16 protein-coding genes are annotated in these 18,206 nt (G+C 58.9%); 8 read left to right on the top strand and 8 right to left on the bottom strand.

What is annotated here, in order from left to right; translation table 11 throughout:
• Positions 1-37 precede the first annotated feature (37 nt).
• On the top strand, positions 38-808 hold the full coding sequence (gene deoR, locus BWR59_RS19050) for a DNA-binding transcriptional repressor DeoR (RefSeq protein WP_081567204.1): 771 nt from the start codon (positions 38-40) through the stop codon (positions 806-808).
• Positions 809-992: 184 nt separating this feature from the next.
• Here deoR and BWR59_RS19055 read toward each other — a convergent pair whose 3' ends face one another.
• From BWR59_RS19055 to rbsK, 3 genes are all read right to left on the bottom strand, one after another.
• Positions 993-2,078, bottom strand: coding sequence for an aldose 1-epimerase family protein (locus tag BWR59_RS19055; RefSeq protein ID WP_081567205.1), 1,086 nt, complete (start codon positions 2,076-2,078; stop codon positions 993-995).
• A complete protein-coding gene (gene fucP / locus BWR59_RS19060; RefSeq protein WP_081567206.1) occupies positions 2,075-3,406 on the bottom strand; it encodes an L-fucose:H+ symporter permease in 1,332 nt (443 codons plus the stop codon). Before fucP ends, BWR59_RS19055 begins: the two co-directional genes overlap by 4 nt.
• A gap of 81 nt (positions 3,407-3,487) precedes the next feature.
• Positions 3,488-4,408: a ribokinase gene (gene rbsK, locus BWR59_RS19065; protein WP_081567207.1), complete on the bottom strand. Its 921-nt coding sequence runs from the start codon at positions 4,406-4,408 to the stop codon at positions 3,488-3,490.
• Positions 4,409-4,982: 574 nt separating this feature from the next.
• Here rbsK and BWR59_RS19070 point away from each other — a divergent pair.
• The 3 genes from BWR59_RS19070 to BWR59_RS19085 all read left to right on the top strand — a co-directional run bounded on the left by BWR59_RS19070 (position 4,983) and on the right by BWR59_RS19085 (position 9,173).
• The gene (locus BWR59_RS19070; protein WP_081567208.1) at positions 4,983-7,088 is read left to right on the top strand and encodes an SH3 domain-containing protein; all 2,106 of its coding nucleotides are present in this window, start codon (positions 4,983-4,985) and stop codon (positions 7,086-7,088) included.
• Positions 7,089-7,772: 684 nt separating this feature from the next.
• A complete protein-coding gene (locus BWR59_RS19080; protein WP_143490877.1) occupies positions 7,773-8,381 on the top strand; it encodes a hypothetical protein in 609 nt (202 codons plus the stop codon).
• A 273-nt stretch (positions 8,382-8,654) separates the two neighbouring features.
• Positions 8,655-9,173: a hypothetical protein gene (locus BWR59_RS19085; protein ID WP_081567211.1), complete on the top strand. Its 519-nt coding sequence runs from the start codon at positions 8,655-8,657 to the stop codon at positions 9,171-9,173.
• A gap of 399 nt (positions 9,174-9,572) precedes the next feature.
• Here the strand turns inward: BWR59_RS19085 and BWR59_RS19090 are convergent, their stop codons facing one another.
• Positions 9,573-10,460 carry a LysR family transcriptional regulator gene (locus tag BWR59_RS19090; RefSeq protein ID WP_081567212.1) on the bottom strand — a complete coding sequence of 296 codons (888 nt, stop codon included), beginning with the start codon at positions 10,458-10,460 and terminating at the stop codon, positions 9,573-9,575.
• 106 nt (positions 10,461-10,566) lie between these two features.
• On the opposite strand from BWR59_RS19090, the gene BWR59_RS19095 reads away from it, so the two are divergent.
• Positions 10,567-11,064: a multidrug/biocide efflux PACE transporter gene (locus BWR59_RS19095; protein ID WP_143490878.1), complete on the top strand. Its 498-nt coding sequence runs from the start codon at positions 10,567-10,569 to the stop codon at positions 11,062-11,064.
• A 144-nt stretch (positions 11,065-11,208) separates the two neighbouring features.
• Here BWR59_RS19095 and BWR59_RS19100 read toward each other — a convergent pair whose 3' ends face one another.
• Positions 11,209-12,084: an alpha/beta hydrolase gene (locus BWR59_RS19100; RefSeq protein WP_081567213.1), complete on the bottom strand. Its 876-nt coding sequence runs from the start codon at positions 12,082-12,084 to the stop codon at positions 11,209-11,211.
• 236 nt (positions 12,085-12,320) lie between these two features.
• Between BWR59_RS19100 and BWR59_RS19105 the strand changes: the two genes are divergently transcribed.
• Positions 12,321-12,758 carry a carboxymuconolactone decarboxylase family protein gene (locus BWR59_RS19105; RefSeq protein WP_081567214.1) on the top strand — a complete coding sequence of 146 codons (438 nt, stop codon included), beginning with the start codon at positions 12,321-12,323 and terminating at the stop codon, positions 12,756-12,758.
• A gap of 114 nt (positions 12,759-12,872) precedes the next feature.
• Positions 12,873-13,706 (top strand): PhzF family phenazine biosynthesis protein, encoded by an 834-nt coding sequence (locus BWR59_RS19110; protein WP_143490879.1) that lies wholly within the window; start codon positions 12,873-12,875, stop codon positions 13,704-13,706.
• A gap of 3 nt (positions 13,707-13,709) precedes the next feature.
• Here BWR59_RS19110 and BWR59_RS19115 read toward each other — a convergent pair whose 3' ends face one another.
• A complete protein-coding gene (locus BWR59_RS19115) occupies positions 13,710-14,861 on the bottom strand; it encodes an MFS transporter (protein WP_081567215.1) in 1,152 nt (383 codons plus the stop codon).
• Positions 14,862-15,287: 426 nt separating this feature from the next.
• Entirely contained in the window at positions 15,288-15,929 is a 642-nt protein-coding gene (locus BWR59_RS19120) for an HD domain-containing protein (RefSeq protein ID WP_081567216.1), read from the bottom strand.
• Between the two features lie 260 nt (positions 15,930-16,189).
• Here BWR59_RS19120 and rarD point away from each other — a divergent pair, with 260 nt between their 5' ends.
• Positions 16,190-17,074 carry an EamA family transporter RarD gene (gene rarD / locus BWR59_RS19125; protein WP_081567217.1) on the top strand — a complete coding sequence of 295 codons (885 nt, stop codon included), beginning with the start codon at positions 16,190-16,192 and terminating at the stop codon, positions 17,072-17,074.
• 3 nt (positions 17,075-17,077) lie between these two features.
• On the opposite strand, the gene zapE is transcribed toward rarD, so the two are convergent.
• Entirely contained in the window at positions 17,078-18,199 is a 1,122-nt protein-coding gene (zapE, locus tag BWR59_RS19130) for a cell division protein ZapE (protein WP_081567218.1), read from the bottom strand.
• Between the last annotated feature and the right edge of the window lie 7 nt (positions 18,200-18,206).

An 18,206-nucleotide genomic window follows, 5' to 3' on the forward strand; every position in this document is an offset into this window, starting at 1 on the left:
AGTGTTATTTTTCTACCATATTCAATCGACAGCCGGGATGCCTGTGGACAGTAAAAAATCCGACCGCGTCAAACTGATTCAGCAAGCCCTGCAAGACCAGAAAGCCATTCACCTGCGGGAAATGGCCGCGTTGCTGGATGTCTCGGAGATGACTCTGCGTCGCGATCTGGGCCGTCATCCGGACAAATTTCATCTGTTGGGCGGCCATATCACCCTCGCCTTCGATCCCTCCGAAGCCAGCGATTACAAGGTCAGCGAGCAAGGCACTCGCCACGTCGAGGAGAAGCGGCGTATCGGCAAGCTCGCGGCAGCGTTCATCAAACCCGGCGACACGGTGTTTTTCGATTGCGGCACGACGATTCCCTTCGTGATCGATTTCATACCGGACGAACTGGAGTTCACCGCGGTGTGCAACTCCCTTAACGTGCTGCTCAAACTGCAGCAGAAACCCAACTGCATGATCGTGCTGTGCGGCGGGACCTTTCATCGCAAGAATCAGGTCTTCGAGCATCACAGCGAGGCCAGCATTCTCGATGGCATCCGTCTGACCTGGGCGTTCGTCTCGGCGGCGGGCGTCAGCGACGAATTCGGCGTGACCTGCTTCAACTTCAATGAAGTGGAGGTCAAGCAGAAGGTCTTGCGCCAGGCCCGTCACTGCATGCTGCTGGCCGATCACTCCAAGTTCGACTCCGTGCGCACCGCACATTTCGCGGCGCTGGAGAACTTCCATGTGGTGGTCAGCGACAAGAAGCTGCCCAAGGCGTATCGCGATCTGATTCAGGGTTATGGGGCGCAGTGGGTGGTGTGACTGACATCCAGACTCGCAGTGCCTGACAGTCCGTCTTCGCGAGCAGGCTCCCTCCCACCGGGATATATCATCGGCCTCAATATTTGCAGCGCCCGAAAACCGTCTTTGCGAACGCCCACAGGGATCGAATTTGGTCAGTTGAAATGCGATCCCTGTGGGAGGAAGCGTGCTCGCGAAAGGGCCATCAGCGCTCCAAAGCACCTTCAAGCTGCTGCACTTCTCCAGCCGCCAGATACCCCGTCGTCACACTGAACGAAGCGCTCTCCCCCGTCCCGAGCATCCGCACATTGCCCTTGGCCTTCTCGGCCAGATAACCCTCCGGCTCGCAGGTCGCGGGGAGCACGAAGGCTGCGACCTGCTGATCGGCGTTGTGCAGAATCCAGCGCGCGGCGTGCTCGAACTGCGCTGGCTTGTAACGCGTGTAGAACGCCTGCCCCTGCGCATGTTTGAGCAGAAAGTGCGCATCGCCCTTCGCATCGGCCCGAACGCCGTCGAAAAAGCAGACGATCTCCGGGTCGTATAGCTCGGGCGTGTTCAAGGTCTGCAAGCGTGAAGGATCTTCAGTCAACTCGGCCATGTATGCCGACCACGCCGGGGTCGGCTTCACATGGGCCGGAACGCTGCTGCGAACCCGTACGCGTTCGACGCCCAGTGGCTCGACGAACTGGCCATCGGCGACGTAGGCATAGTTCATGTGCGCCATGTACATCAGCTCCATCGGCTTGCCCGCCAGGTTGCGCACGTCCATGCCGATGTCGAACAGTGCCGAACCCGCACGCAATGTCACGCTGGGCCGGGCGCGATAGTGATCGCCGAAGCCCATCACGTATTCGTATTCGCCGCCAAGGCGCAAAAACGCACCCGACGCATCCTCGCCCACTTCCAGCCAGGCGCTGTCCATGGGCGCGCACGGCATCTCGCCGTGCAATGGATGGTCGTCCTGCGGTGTCGGGCAGCCATTGCGCAGAATGCCGCTGTGGAACATGAAGCAGCCGTAGGTGCCGATCACCGTCGGGGTCGGGCGCGGCTGCTCGAACATGTTGCGCATGGTCAGATCACAACCATCGAACACCGCCGACCAGACCATTTGCCCCTGATACGGCAGCACCACGACACGCCCCCGGTTGTTCTCCAGCGCCAGTGCTTTCACGCCGCTGGGGTAGGTCCAGGCCAGCACGCGAAAGTCGGCCGACTCCAGCAGGGTTTTCTCCTCGCCACCAAACAACTCGGGATACAGCGGGATCGTCGTGCGTTTGTCGAGGGAGGTCATGATGCAGCCACCGCAACGACCGGCGCCGTTTCGCTGCGCGGATCACGCAGGCATTTGATGGCGTAGGCGACGATCACCACAAAGCACAGCAGCGGCACGCTGTAGGCGATTTGCATATTGCCGTGGGTGGCGTCGGACAGCAGACCCTGGAAGATCGGCATCACACCGCCGCCGACAATGCTCATCACCAGCAGCGAACCGCCGACACCGGTGTCTTCGCCCAGACCGTCGATGGTCAGGCCGTAAATGGTCGGCCAGCACGGGCCGAGGAAGATGCTCACACCCACCGCCGCATAAACCGCGCTGATGTTCGGCACCAGGATGGTGTAGGCCAGCAGCACGATGGTCAGCACGCCGTAGATCGCCAGGACCTTGGCCGGGTGCATCTTGCGCATCAGCAGGTTGGCGATCATTTTTCCGACGAAGTACGCGGCGAAGGTGGTCAGCAGGAACCACGACGCACTGCGCTCGTTCATGCCACCCATCTGCATCGCCAAGCGAATGGTGAAACTCCACACGCCGACTTGCGCGCCGACATACAGGAACTGCGCCAGCACGCCGAAGGTGAAACGCGGGTTGCGCCACAGGCGGGACAGGCTCTGACCGATGCTGCTCTTTTTCGCGATGTCTTTGATGTTGCCCTTGCACGCCGGGAATTTGGTGAAGGCGATCAGCACGAACATCAGGATCAGCACCGCGATCATCCATTTGTACGGCAGCAGGGTCGACTGGATCATTTCCAGCTGCTGGATCGCCGCGTCGGAGGCGCTCATCTGGGTCAGTTGTTCGCGGGTGGCATCGGTGTCCTTGAACATCACGAAGCTGCCGACGTAGACGCCGGCCATGGCGCCGAACGGGTGGAAAGTCTGCGAGATGTTCAGGCGACGGGTGCCGGTTTCACGCGGACCCATCAGCGTCGAATAGGTGTTGCAGGCGGTTTCCAGAAACGACAGACCCGCCGCAATGACGAACAGCGCCATCAGGAACATCCCGTATTTGGCCATCGAGGCGGCCGGGAAGAACAGCGAGCAACCCACCATGTACAGCAACAGGCCGATGAGGATGGTGGTCTTGTAGCTGAAGCGTCTGACGACCATGGCTGCCGGAATCGCCACGAAGAAGTAGCCCAGATAAAACGCCGACTGCACGAACGCGGTCTGGAAATCGCTGAGCAGGAAAGCCTTCTTGAAGTGCGCGATGAGCACATCGTTCATGCTCGCGGCCGCCGCCCACAACGCGAAACAGCAGCACAGCAGCAGAAAGGCGAACCAGGGCGTGCGGTTCAGGTAGAACCCGTCCGAGGATTGTTGGAGCGCGGGCTTTGTCATTGTTGTTCTCCGTGAAGTGCAGGGAATACCCCGCCCTGCCGGTCGAATTGACCGATAAAGGCGCGGCGGCTCATGAGTGACTTACAGCGTTTCGAGGAATTGTCCGAACGTGGCAGCGTCCGGGTAGGAACTCTGGGTACCGAGGCCTGTGACCGAGCAGGCCGAATAGGCCACCGCCTGGGTCATGGCCTTGCGCATGTCGCCGTCTTCGCTCCAGTGACGGGCGAAGCAACCGATGAAGGCATCGCCTGCGCCTGTGGTGTCGCGGGCGTTGACCTTGATCCCCTCGACGCGGAATTCGCCCTCCTCGCCCACGTACAGCGCGCCCTTTTCACCGAGGGTGACGATGACGTGACGGATGCCGTCCTGCACCAGTTGCAGCGCGGCGGAACGGGCGGATTCGAGGGAGTCGACGACTTGACCTGTGATCAGCGCCAGCTCGGTTTCATTGGGAATGAAGAAGTCCAGCTGCAACAGGTGCTCGCGGCTCAGGCCCTTTACCGCAGGCGCAGGGTTGAGCAGCACCGGGATGCCGTTGGCCTTGGCGAAGTCGATGGCGTGGTAGACGGTTTCAAGTTCGATTTCCAGCTGCAGCACCATCAGCTTGCAGTCGCGCAACGCGGCTTGCGCGGCGTCGATATCGGCGGGTTTGAGGTGCGCGTTGGCGCCTTTGACGATGAGGATGCTGTTGTGCGAATCGCTCTGCACGAAAATCGGCGCCACGCCGCTGGAGACGCCAGGCACCCGTTGCACGAATTGGGTATCAATGCCGAAACGCTTGAAGTTGGCCAGGGTATTGTCGGCGAACATGTCGTCGCCGACCTTGCTCAGCATCAGCACGTCGGCGCCAAGCTTGGCGGCCGCCACGGCCTGATTGGCCCCCTTGCCGCCGCAGCCCATGGCGAAATTCGGCGCCTCGAGGGTTTCACCCTGCGCCGGCATCCGGTCGATATAGGTGATCAAATCCACCATGTTGCTGCCGATGACCGCGATCTTGTTCATGTGTGTCATTACCTTGTTCACGCTCGGGCAGGCACCGAAGCGTTATTATTTTTGTTATTTAAATAACATTTTATGTGACTATTCAACCTCTATTTTGTAGGGCGGTTGCGCAGGGTGAACAAAAACGAGCCGAACATCGCTGCCTGACCTGTGCAAACCCCGGATCTAGAGGGTTGGGACCGCTGGTCAATAAAGACGCCGACGGTCGCAATCGTTTGCGATGAGTAATCGAGCGAAGAAATGCGCACTCGCTGTCTGCCCCTAATCGCTGGGAGGCAACAACCCATTTAACGCTCAAGATGTTGCGCATAGCCACCATGAAAACCGCCGAGGTAGGTCCCCTCTCTAGCTGATGTAGGAATGGTCCTTTTACCAGTTCGCCGCTGGTGCATTGCCGCGAAATCAACCATCTTCAGCCTCCAGAGAGGCTCTGCAGAGGCGACTCGTCGTTGCTTCAGAAGCTCTGAAAACCCAAGCCGTTCAAGGCTCAGGCCCAACAGGGAGGTTGGCCTCATGGCGCCCGATTATCCGCGTATTCGGGCTAACCCTCAGTCACCGCAGGAGCGAATGACACATGCCCAATCTGGCCACCCAGTTCTACAACTTCATGAACCCGCATGCCCAGATCCTGCCGACGCCTGACACCCAGGCGCCGCCATCTGGCGAATCAAACGCAGACGCGCTGCCGCCGATCAAAAACTGGAGCCATCCTTTCAAAGACCAGCGCGACCCATTTGCGCAACTGACTCACCTGGCGAACGCGGCCGGTGGCGGCTACCCCTTGGGTGGCAATGGCCTGTGGCACGGCGGGGTGCATTTCGATAGCGGCACGACGGGGGCACTCGACCAGTCCAGCGTGCATTGCATCGCCGATGGCGAGGTCGTGGCGTATCGCATCGATGAGCAGTCACCGACCACGGCCTACCTCATGCACAAACTGGCGGTTAACAAGTCCTTCTCGCGCAACTTCGTGCTGGTGCGTCATCGTCTTCAGCCACCCAAAGTAGACGACAGCCCGGACGCGCCGCCCAGCCTGGTTTTTTACAGCCTGTACATGCATCTGCAGGACTGGGCGATGTATCAAGCCGGTGCGAAGTTCGCCCGGCCTGGCTTTTGGGCCGTAGGACCAAGCCTTCAGGTCAAAGACGACGTCAACGACCTGCACGTCGACCACCCCGGCCAGAAAGGCCTGAACGTGCGCAACCAGGCCAGCAAGGGCAAAGTGATTGGCTGGTTGCCCCGCGGCGCAGAAGTGACCGTCACGGGTGAGGGAGATTTTCGCAAGCTGGAAAACAGCCTCGGGCCTTCCAGGCTGATTGCCGCCGATGGCTCGCTGATGGGCCATGTCAGCGCCGATTACCTGCGCCCCATCGCCGATGGGCAGCACCGAATCGAGTGCGTCAATACGCTGAATGTGCGAGCGCAAGGGCACCTGCTGGGCCACAAGCTCTTCGAACTGGCAGCGGGCACCGAAGTGACCGTCAGCGGCCAGGGAGCATTTCGCAAACTGGAGCGAGTCAACCAATACATCCATTACCCGTCACTGCGCAGCGGCGCAGCTGAACCCGGGACGTGTGGCAGCGTCGTCGTGCTCGACAAGCCTGTCGCCATCAAGGCCGGGGACCTGATCGGCCACGTGGGCGAGTATCACGACAGCAACGCGCAGCGACCAGAAAACCAGCTTCATCTGGAAGTGTTCAGTGGCGATGACGTGGAGATGTTCATCAAGCTCAGCCAACTCTGGGCCAACAAACTGCCCGCGAGTGACAAGAGCCTGCTGAAGCTGGCCAAAGGCACGGCCGTGGTCACGCATCAGGCAGGCTTCAACAGCAAACAACCGCCCACTTTGAACGCCCCCAGCATCCCAAGTGATGCTCAGTTGCTTGTGTCCAGAAACCTGCTCGATCAACTACCCATCGACCGGAAAATCACCATCGCCGCATCCGGCGAAAACAACGCCTGCAACTGGTACCGCCTTGAAGGATTGCTGCACGACGATACGAACGCATTGCTGGACGGCTGGGTGTGCGAAGAAGTGGGCGTCACCCCTTGGGTCAGCCCCTGGTCGTGGGAAGGTTACGAGGCCTTGTTCAACTTCGACTCGCCGCGCCGAATGATGGCCTCCTTCAGCCGCGCGGCCCGACGCATCAACGATCAACAACTCCCGCGTTACAGCGGCATCGCCGACAGCGTGGACCAAGGCCCGATCAAAACCCGGCTCTACGACATCATCGACCGCAACCGCGATGGACAGATCACCGCCAGCGAACTGCAAGCTGCCCTGCGATTGCCAGCCCACGCCCAATCCCTCTCGCAACTGATCGTCCATTACGAAAGCGAATGGCACCACACTCAGCATAAATGGGATGACCTGGACGACCTGCTGGGCCACAGCGACTCGACCCCTAACCAGAACTGGCTGGCCGAGAAAGAACGCATCAAACAGATGAGCTGGTGGGGGGAGGTGGCGAGTCAGGTGGGATTGCCGGCGCATGGGAAGGTTTATCACATGCATCCGTTGGGTCTAGTAACCCAATTTAAAAAACGATCAGGATGCCTGACGCTTACAGACAGCATCTCTCTGGCACTAAGAGTTAGCGGTGGGTACGAGGGTCGATCAAGACTGGATTACCATGCGCTGGCAGATGATTTTGATGGGCAAGGTACTTCTTTGGTTTGATCCAGTGGAATTTCGGGCAAGGAACATTAGGTCCACTCCTCCTGAAAATGTATACCAAGGATAGTTTTGCGTTTGCCCGTTGCTTTCCAGAAGGCACGAAATATGAAGTTATAACAAACGCATTGATACACTCTGACAGAACAGCGCAGATGGAGTGGGCCAGAGAACTTCTCGCAAAAAATAGAAGCGCATGGGCAAAGCTATTCAGAGCCTTGGGAGACGTTGCTGAATTTCAGGAAATACAACTTCATGAGGCCGCAGGTTTTCACGCCAATGTAAAGACCTGTATTGAAGCGATGCGAAATTTTTCATTTTCTCTCATGGAGAGGGTGAGTATTCAGTCTTACGTTGCGCTGTACGATTTATGTGTTCAGCAAGGAGGCCTAGACAAGAGGCTTACGCTCCAGCATATCGAGGAGAGAATAAGGTCTACCCCCCCTGCCTCTCAAGAAGATCTACTAAAGATATGCGTCCAGGAACGTGCCAAGACTGCCTCAAGCCGTTGGGTCGCCGACTGCATGAGTCGAAGAATGGGCATTATTAACCGAGCTCCTTATCAGGCCGACTTTGCAGGCTTTACCTCAGTGAGGAGTAACGCAAACTTCAAGCTGCTTTCAGAACTTGTAGGAGTGCACGTTTGTGATCTGTAGATTAGTGCCAATACTGTTCCTGGCAGCAACGTTCGTGACTGATGCTACAGCACGGAGTACCGTTGCAAATGTTTTATTCACACCAATGAGGGAGGCAGTCTGCAACTCTTCAGGTGAGTGCACGCTTGATGTGAGTAATGATTTGTCGGCATTGGTCGAAGTGTGCGATGCGCCCCGCGCAGCTTTAAACTGGAATGAACATCGAAAGGGAGCTCTGCTGATTACGTGTGAGTGCGAATGTACCGCGCACGAGAATGTTGGGTGGTTGGTACTGGCAGGGAAAAATAATTCGCCAATAAAAATTCAACGTTACACTTTGGGCAAAACCAGTACGGTGAGCGCTCTCCTGAAAAAGCCAAAATATATTTCTGATTTCATGGCGTCGCATCCAGTGTGTGAAGACATAGAGGTGCAAAAAGTGCAAGCCAGTGTGTTTGTGAGCCTAGCCAAACAGCCTACAGGCGATGAAAATCACCCTTATTGTTTTTATCCGATTTATTTCATTGAAAGCGAAGGCGAGATGGCAGTGATGACCGACAATCCTTTGGATGGGTTTGGAACACTTCTCGTGGATGATGGTGTAGGGCCCCAAGAGCAAGAGCTAGTCCTTACAATTTCACAATGGTTTTTTAAACTTAATTGACAGCACTTTTTGTGGAATCGATGGCGCCTGAAATGTTGGCCGTATTGGTTGAAGCACCACACACAATGTGGTGTTGATGATCGGTTGCTTTTAACTTGAGGAAACCTTGGTATTTTTACCATTTGCCGGTGACCGTGACTCACCTGCGGATCTGGACATCGCGAAGTCTGAGGAATCCACAATATGACTTAGGTTGGATGCCGCTAATTGAGAGATAACGCTGCACACACGTGCGAGTTCGGTCGAAATTAAAGGGCTAACTGGAAACTCGGCGTGTTCTGCCAAAAAATAAAGGACAATTTTCTGTTTATTCTAAATTACGTTGCTCTTTTGATTTCTTTATGCGTCGCTGCTCAGGCTACAGCAGATGAGGCGAATCTCTGTATCAGGGAGGAAACCTATATTGGAGGTTGTCACCTCGCTGAAAAAAAATCTCGCCTACTTTCATTTTGCACGCAGGGACGGAATGTCATCTACCGGATTGGGTCAGAGAAAAAGCTGGAGATGGAATATGTTTTCTCAAAAGAAAAACCTTTGACCCGATGGGTGGATAAAGCGACATACACCACTTATTTCGGCTTTCGCTCTGGTAGATACGGTTACTCATTTGGCGTACCCCAACAAACATTTGGAGCTAGAGCATTCCTTGAGGTCACTCTGGGAAATCAGACCGTGATGAGTCGTCGATGCACCCAGAACTCGTTCGGAAAGGACGACCTGGAGAGTGAGGCCATACGCGAAGCAGACGACGCCAAGATCCGCATTAGCGGTTTCATTTTTCCGCCGGACTAGCACGCTTCTTGAGGGCATGGGTATCGTAGGTGTCCCTCAGGAAGTCTATGGGGCAAGAAGTATCTCCTTTGTTCAAAAGGTAGGATCGCGAGTCGACTTCAATGCTCCTGCCTTCTGTACATCCCCCTCATTCGGAGAGAAGAGCTTTATCAATGAGGCCATAAAAGATGTCGGGCATTCTGTTATAAATGACGAAGGTTTTTTTCTACCTCAAGCCGTTGATAGGGACACACAGGAGACGCGGTAAACCAGATGAACGGTTTATGACCCTTGCCATACCAGTGTGTCTGAAACTGACGTCGGAATTATCGGTCTGGTGTTCGGACTTGCAGTCACTTCTGGCGCTGCGTCCCGCGGGAAAAAACCTCCTTGCCCCATCAGATTTTCTGCGCTCCACCCTCAGTAATCCCCGCGCCCCTCCAGCAACGTATCCAGCAACCACGCCCCCGCAGGCCCCAGGCTTTTTTGCCGCGACCAGATCACGTCCACTGCCGAGCTGCGCGGCCAGCCGGGGACCTGCAATTCCTTCAGACGCCCCTGGGCATACCCGCGCACCAGCCAGCGTGGCAAGGCCGACCAGCCGAAACCGAAGATGGCCATGTCCATCAACAACAGGTAATTGGGCGCTGACCAGCTGCGACGCGCGCCACTGGGCAGGTCGTCGGTGGGGATGCTCTCATCGATAATAGTGTTCAGACGTAGCGCCCGGTGCTGCGCCAGCTTGCGGTAGTCGACAGCGTCCTCGGCGGCGAGCGGATGCTGGTGCGAGACAAACAGCCCAAAGTCGGCGCGCTCGGCGATGGTCGCGTATCCCACTTCAGGCGGATAACTCGCCTGGGCCGACAGCAAGCCCAGCGACGCCCGGCCAGTCTGGATCAGGTTGATGGCGTCACCGTGTTCGGCAAACACGCATTCCAGTTCGATCTCGGGAAAGCGCTGATCGAGTTCGGCCATGCGTGCCTCAAATTCGGCGAACTGATTGGCGTCCGACAACACCAGCGTCAGGCGCGGCTCCATGCCTTCGGCCAGGCGCCCAGCGGCGCGTCGCAACTTGTCGGACGCCGCCAATACCTCCTCGATCCGCCCGTGCAGCGCCCTGCCCGCCTCGGTCAGCGCGGGATGTCTTGAAGAACGGTCGAACAATTCCACGCCAAGATCGATTTCCAGCCTTGAAATCGCTTCACTGATGGTCGACTGGCTTTTACCCAGACGCCGTGCAGCCGCGCTGAACGAACCCAGGGCGATGGTCTGGGCAAAGGCTTCCAGGGCTTCGGGGGAATAGCTCATGACAAGTTCGCTCTTTCGTCCATCGGTTTTTCCGATGGAAACGATTTTCACTTTAGTCCAACGCGCCACGACAATGCACGCCTGCCCCGCAACAAAGTGAATTGTCATGTCTGCCAGCGTCATGTCCGAAAAGAAAGCCGCGAAGTCGGGTGTCCCCACCAAATCCATCAAGGAGCGTGCGTTTCATGCGCTGCTGTTCGAACTCATCGGCGTGGTGCTGTTTGCACCGGGGCTGGCCTGGTTGCTCGGTCAGTCACTGGGCAAGATGGGCGCGATGACGGTGATGATTTCCACCGTGGCGATGCTCTGGAACATGGTGTTCAACGCAGGCTTCGACCGGTTGCGTCGGCGCATCGGCTTTGCCATGAGCCTGAAGGTTCGAGCGTTGCATGCGATCTCGTTCGAGACCGGCCTGATCGTCGCGGTTGTGCCGTTGGCGGCGTGGTGGCTGTCGATCAGCCTGTGGGAAGCGTTCCTGCTGGATATCGGATTGCTGCTGCTGTTTCTGCCCTATACCCTGCTGTTCAACATGGCGTATGACAAGCTGCGGGAGCGGATGGTGGCGCGTTCCAACAGGAACCCGCCGACTCGGTCTCGAGCCTGAGGCCGTCCATTGCAGGAGGGAGCTTGCTCGCGAAAAAGTCAGGACAGCTTGCACATCCTCAGGGTCTGAAAGTCAGTCTTCGCGAGCAAGCGCCCTCCCACAGGTGATGTTCATGCCGGGAATATTTGTGTTATCCAGCCGACCTCACCGCAAAAACGGCAGCACCTCCGCTAATAACGCCTCGGGAATTTCCTCCGCCAGGTAATGCCCGCCGGGCAATGCTTCGCCGCGCACGTCGGTCGCGACTTTCTGCCACTCCTTGAGCGGCTCGAAGCATTTGCCCACCGTCCCTTCGCCACCCCACAGCACCATCAACGGCAAAGTCAGATGATTGCCCGCCTCAATGTCGGCGCGGTCGTGCTGCAGATCGATGCTGGCGCTGGCGCGATAGTCTTCACACACGCCGCGGGCCGCACCCGGCAGGCTGGCACAGCGCACGTATTCGGCGAATGCTTCATCGGTGAATGGCGCGAGCCCCGCACTGCGGCTGCCCATGACACTGCGCAGATACTGCTCGGGATCGGCCTCCAGCAACGTCTCCGGCAGCGGCGCCGGGCGGATCAGGAAAAACCAGTGCCAGTACGCCCGCGCGAAAGCTTCGTTGGTCTGGCTGTACATGGCCAGGGTCGGGGCGATGTCGAGCAACGCCATGCGCGTGACCACCTGTGGATGATCCAGCGCCAGTCGGTGCGCCACCCGAGCGCCACGGTCATGGGCCAATATCGAAAATGTCGGCAACCCCAGTTCGCGCATCAGCTCGACCATGTCGCGGCCCATCTCCCGCTTGGAATAGCTGGAATGGTCATCGGTGGCGGGCGGTTTGCTGCTGTCGCCATAGCCGCGCAGATCCGCCGCGACCACCGTGAAATGCTGACTCAACTGTTCGGCGATCTTGTGCCAGATGACGTGGGTCTGCGGGTGACCGTGCAGCAGCAACAAGCCCGGACCGCTCCCGCCGATCCGGTAGGCGATCTGTACGCCGTTGACCTGGCGCTGATCTTTCTGAAATCCGGCAAACATGGATGGCTCCTTTTGAGTTGTTGTTAGAACTGGCGCACATGCTAAGTCGCTGAGCGTGTGGGACAAGGCCTCAAACGTGGCCGGCCCGTTCATGAAGTGTGTTTCCAGGAGAGTTGTGCGGCGCAATTGGTCTCCCGCAATCCCGTTTCATTGGCTATTCGAGCTTGCAACCCTCAAGCGTAATGTAGTGCCATCTGCAACGAACTTCTCCTTCAACTTCCTTCGGAATACACGTCATGAACAAGAGAATCGCCTGGGCACAAAAATCGCCGGAAGCCTACAAAGCCATGGTGGGCCTGGAAATGGCGCTGGGTAAATCCGGCCTGGACAGCTCCCTGCTGGAACTGATCCGTCTGCGCGCTTCGCAGATCAACGGCTGCGCCTACTGCGTCAACATGCACGCCAACGATGCGCGCAAGGCCGGTGAAACTGAAGCCCGTCTGCAAACCTTGAGCGTCTGGGAAGAAACCCACTTCTTCAGCGAAAAAGAGAAGGTCGTGCTGGCCTGGGTCGAAAGCCTGACTCAGCTGTCGATTCACCACGCGCCACAGCACCAATACGAAGCCCTGCTTGAGCATTACAGCGAGGCCGACGTCGCCAACATCACCCTGGCGATCGCCACCATCAACGCCTGGAACCGTTTCGGTGTCGGTTTTGCGATGATTCCGGAGTGATCATGGCCCGTGCATCAATCGCCTGAATCCAACGCATAAGCACTTTTGGTTGGTGTCCGTTGCCCGCTTCGACAACAATTGCGCCACTTCCCCACGGCGCAAGAGCACTCGAACATGGCAATGGACATCCGCAGGCTTTCAGCCTTTTCCGACGCAGACCAGGGCGGCAATCCGGCCGGTGTATGGATCGGCGAAATCTTCCCCGACGACGCTACCATGCAGTCGGTTGCGGCTGACGTGGGGTATTCGGAAACTGCCTTTGCCGTACCGCAAGACGATGGCTTTCGTGTGCGTTATTTCTCCCCCGAAGCCGAAGTGCCATTTTGCGGGCATGCCACCATCGCCCTCGGTGCGGCGCTGGCCGAGCATTTCGGCGATGGGGTTTTCAAGCTGCAACTGAACGAAGCGCAGATCAGCGTCGAGGGCCGAAAACAGGGCCGATTGACCGCTGCCGCGCTGCAATCCCCACCGACCCACAGCCAGCCAGTCAGCCGCCAATTGCTGAGCGAGGCCATGAGCTTGTTCGACTTGCAGGCCGAAGACATCGACCTGCGCATTCCTCCCGCATTAATCAATGGCGGGGCCCAACATCTGGTGCTGGCCGTCAACCGCCGCGAGACGCTGAAAAGCATGCGCTATGACTTCGAAACCGGCCGCGGCCTGATGGTCCGCGAAGGGCTGGTGACGATCCTTCTGGTGTTCGCCGAAACGTCGCGCCTGTTTCACACGCGCAACCCGTTCGCCTTTGGTGGCGTCTACGAAGACCCGGCCACCGGTGCCGCCAGCGCCGCCTTTGCCGGTTACTTGCGTGACATCGGCTGGGACCACGGCGGCGTCATCGACATTGTGCAGGGCGAAGACATGGGCAGCCGTTCGCGGATTCACGCCGAGTTCAGCGACGCGCCCGGCAGCTCGATTCGCGTGTCGGGCACTGCGCGACCGCTCTGAGTTTCAGACCTTCAGATAACGACCGCTGATAGCCACGCCCAGCAGCATCACGGCGATGATCAGGAACGCCACGCCCAGGCTGCTGAGGTGCGCGACGAAACCGATCCCGGCCGGGCCCATGAGGATGCCGATGTAGCCCAACGTGGTGATGGCCGGAACTGCGACGTTTTCCGGCATGGTCTTCTGTCGCCCGACCGCGCTGTAGAACACCGGCACGATGTTGGAGCAACCGATCCCCACCAGCGCGTAGCCACAGAGCGCGGCCTGCCAGTACGGGATCAGCGTCGCCACGGCCATGCCGACTGCGGCGCACAATCCGCCGAACAGGATGATCCGGTGCACACCCAGGCGCCGCACGATGGGGTCGCCGCATAAACGCCCGATGGCCATGGCCAGGGCGAACACGGCGTAACCGAAACCGGCGTAGGACGGTTCGACGCCACGCTGGGCACTGAGGAACACCGCGCTCCAGTCGAGCATGGCGCCCTCGGTGAGGAAAACGGTGAAGCACATCAGACCGATGAACAGCACCACGCCGTGAGGGATCGCGAATGCGGGGCCTCCGGCCTGGCTGCCATAGCCGAGCATGTTCGGGCCGGCCTTGTACAAGGCGATGGCGATGAATACAGCGACCAGCGTCATCGTCAGCCACGGCCACACGCTGACGCTCAGCAGCGCCGAAACCCCTGCCGCACCGACAATCCCGCCGCAACTGAACAGGCCGTGAAAGCCGGACATCATGGTCTTGCCGCTGGCGCGCTCGACGATGATCGCCTGGATATTGGTGACACACCCCAGCGCGCCCATGCTCGCACCGTAGACGAACAGCGTCGCAACCATCAACGGCACGTTGGTGAGTGTGGCGAGCAAGGGAAGGCACAGACAGGCGATGCTGCCGCACAGGATGATGAGCCGCCGACAGCCGTAGCGAACGGTCATCGCGCCCGCCATCGGCATGGCGATTATCGAGCCGATCCCCAGACACAGCAACAACAGGCCAAGGTTGGCGTCGTCCAGCCCCATGCGGCTCTTGGCATAGGGCACAAGCGGCGCCCAGGCGGAAATGCTGAAACCGGTGATGAAATAGGCGACGCGCGTGGAGAAGTGTTCCAATCGCCCCGGAACGGTGGGCGCTGCGGTACCGATGGACGTCATTGCCGCTCCCTTGAAAACCAGCCCGCCCATCATGGGCCGACAAAAACAGAGCCTAACAAAGGTTGGCGCAATGCCGAAGAAGGGATGTTGAGGGATATGGCCTCAGGAATGCCTCAGAAGCGCTGCTGCGCTGATCATCTGGCTGACTTACACAACGCTGGGAGGGAGCTTGCTCGCGAAGACTGCTGATCGTTCCCACGCTCCGCGTGGGAATGAATCCTGTGACGCTCAGCGTCACCGTAAGTGGGCGCGGAGCGTCGAGGGTGGCATTCCCACGCAAAGCGTCGATCATGTCGGCTGTGCCACAGCTTTCGCGAGCAAGCTCCCCTCCCACAGGTGCTGCGTTGGGCCCGAATTCAAGTACCCCCCCTGAAAATCGCCTCCGCCGGCAAGCCGGTCGGCTACAGGGTCGAGGTCAACTACCGCTTACGCCTTCCAGGGCGAGGTGCGGATGATCTCGACGAAGTTCAACGGCTTGAACTTCGCATCTTCATCCACCAGCACATCGGCGTTCACGGTGCCGAACGTGGTATCCGGCTTGTGACGGAAGCCATTGGCGAAGGCGCACAGGATGCATTCCTTGAACGCCTCGCCGCGAGGGTGAGCGTGGGTCACCACTTCGCGTTGCTGGTCGCTGAACTGGTCGTAGTTGATGCCGAGCACGTCCATCTCGACCCCTGCGGTCACCAGCGCCACGTTCGGACGCAGATGCTCCGGAACACCCGGTGTAGTGTGCAGCGCAATGGATAACCAGACCTGCTCGAGATCGCCTTCGGACAGCCCGAACGGCTTGGCAAAGGCACGTGCCGCGTTGGCGCTGTCGACTTCGAAACGCAGGTCGGCGCTGCTGTGTTTTTTCACCAGGCCCAGGTCGTGAAACATCGCGCCGACGTAAAGCTGTTCGGCGTCGTACTTCAGGCCTTTGCGCTCACCGGTCAGCGCGCCCCAGAGGAACACCCGACGAGAGTGGTTGAACAGCAGGTCGTCTTCTTCGTCGCGAATGTAGTCGGTGGTGGCGCGGGCCAGAGCGCTGTCAGGGATTTTGATACCGGCGATTTCTTGAGTCATGGAGGTCTTCCTCGATTGATCGCGCCGGTCTGGCGCGTTGAGGAAAAGTCTGAGGGACAGCGGTTCTGCGCTCAATCGGCACGCGGTCTCGTTCTCTGCCAAACGTGCATCGTTTACTGCCAGCTCATCTGGCGTTTACCAGATTGTGGGCGAATGTTCGAGGAACCTTCAGATAAACTGTGCGGCGTTTTCCTACACACGATCTGGCCATCAGAGCCGGACGTACTCACTCCCCCAAGCATCGAAACCAAGGAGACCCTGTGTACAAGGGTGTTGCGTTATCGGTCATGGCCTCCTGCCTCTTCGCGGTCATGTACTTCTACACCTCATTGCTGAAACCCCTCAGCGGTGAAGAAATCTTCGGTTGGCGAATGCTGCTGACCCTGCCCTGCGTGACGATCTTCATGCTCACCAGCGGCGACTGGAAATTGGTGCGCGCGCTGACCGCACGCCTGCGTCAGACCCCGTCCCTGCTGGCGGTGATGGCGTTATCGGCAGTGCTGCTGGGCCTTCAACTGTGGCTGTTCATGTGGGCGCCGCTGCACGGGCGCAGTCTGGAAGTGTCGCTGGGTTACTTCTTGTTGCCGCTGACCATGATCCTCACCGGACGCGTAGTCTATGGCGAGCATCTGTCTCACCTGCAAAAGATCGCCGCCTGCTGCGCGCTGGTGGGCGTGGGCAACGAGCTGTTTCGCCTGGGCAGCTTCTCCTGGGAAACCTTGCTGGTATGTCTGGGCTACCCGCTGTATTTCGTCCTGCGACGCAAGTTCAAGACCGACAACCTGGGCGGCCTGTGGTGGGACATGCTGCTCATTCTGCCGGTAGCGGTGCTGTTCATCTGCAAAGGCAACCCTTCGGTGGTCGAACAGTTCCCGCGCTTCTATCTGCTGATTCCGGTGCTGGGTGCGATCAGTGCGCTGGCATTGGTCAGCTACATTCTCGCCAGCCGCCTGCTGGCGTTCAGTGTGTTCGGCCTGTTGAGTTACGTCGAACCGGTGCTGTTGGTCGGCGTGGCGCTGTTGCTGGGCGAGTCCATCGGCCGTGACGAATGGATGACTTACTTGCCGATCTGGCTGGCGGTCATGGTGCTGGTCGGCGAAGGCGCCAAGCATGTGCTGGCGCAGCGCCGCAGAAATCAAAGCTGACGGCTAGTGCCCGAACCGCGCCAGTTGCATTTCCTGCAACCGGCTCAGGGTTCGGCGAAAGGCGAAAGCCAGGTAACCCTCGGTATAGAGTTCCTGCATCGGCAGCGCCGCTTCGACGTACAGCGGCACTTTGCGGTCGTAGCACTCGTCCACCAGCGCAATGAAGCGTCGCACGCCGTCGTCGTAAGGCGACAACTGCGGCAATTCGCGATCGCCCGCCGCCACCTGCTCGACCCCGTCTTCGGTGCCGCGGGCAATGCGCCCTTCCCGTTGCGGCGCGCTTAACGCCGGCACTTCGCTCAGCAACACCGCCCGGTAGCGATCGCACAACTCAATGAAGTCCATGGCCGCCAGCGGCTGCTCGCACAACTCGGCGTAGCGGCACCAGATCACGGTCTTGCTGCAACGCACCACCTTCACATGACGACGCCCCACCGGCACTGGCTGAATCGACACCGTTTCGCCGCTGCTCAGGTCCTCGAACACCTGGAGCAACGGGCTCGGGCCGCTATCACCGGTCACCCAGTAGCGCTGCTGCGCCTGACCCGGATGCAGACGATGGTCTTCGCCGCCGTCCACCGAGACCACCGTCATGTAGTGGTTGATCGCGGTGATCGCCGGCACGAAACGCTCGCGGTTATGCCCCGTGGAATACAGCTGCTCGGGCAATTGATTGGAGGTGCAGACCAGCACCACGCCTTCCTCGAACATCGCCCGCAACAGGCCCCCGAGGATCACCGCGTCGCCGATGTCGTTGACGAACAGCTCGTCGAAACACAGCACGCGCACCTCCTGTCCCAGCTCGCGGGCCAGGACTTCGAGAGGTTTGGCCACGCCCGTCAGTTGAAACAGGCGCTGATGCACCCAGCGCATGAAGTGATGAAAATGCTGACGCCGCGCGGGGATCTGCAAACCTTCGTAGAAACGGTCCATGAGCCAGGTCTTGCCGCGCCCGACCGGCCCCCACAGGTACACGCCCTTGGGCGAGGCATGGCGCTTGCCGTCGCGCAGGGCCTGCCAGCATTCCTGAAGTTTCTGCGCGGCCTGATGCTGCGCCTCGTCCGGCTGAAAAACCTGCTTATCGACCGCCTGTTGCCAGGCGTCTAGTGGGGAAAGCGCGCTCATCTAAAAC

This window comes from Pseudomonas sp. Bc-h, from assembly GCF_002080045.1.
Taxonomy (GTDB): domain Bacteria; phylum Pseudomonadota; class Gammaproteobacteria; order Pseudomonadales; family Pseudomonadaceae; genus Aquipseudomonas.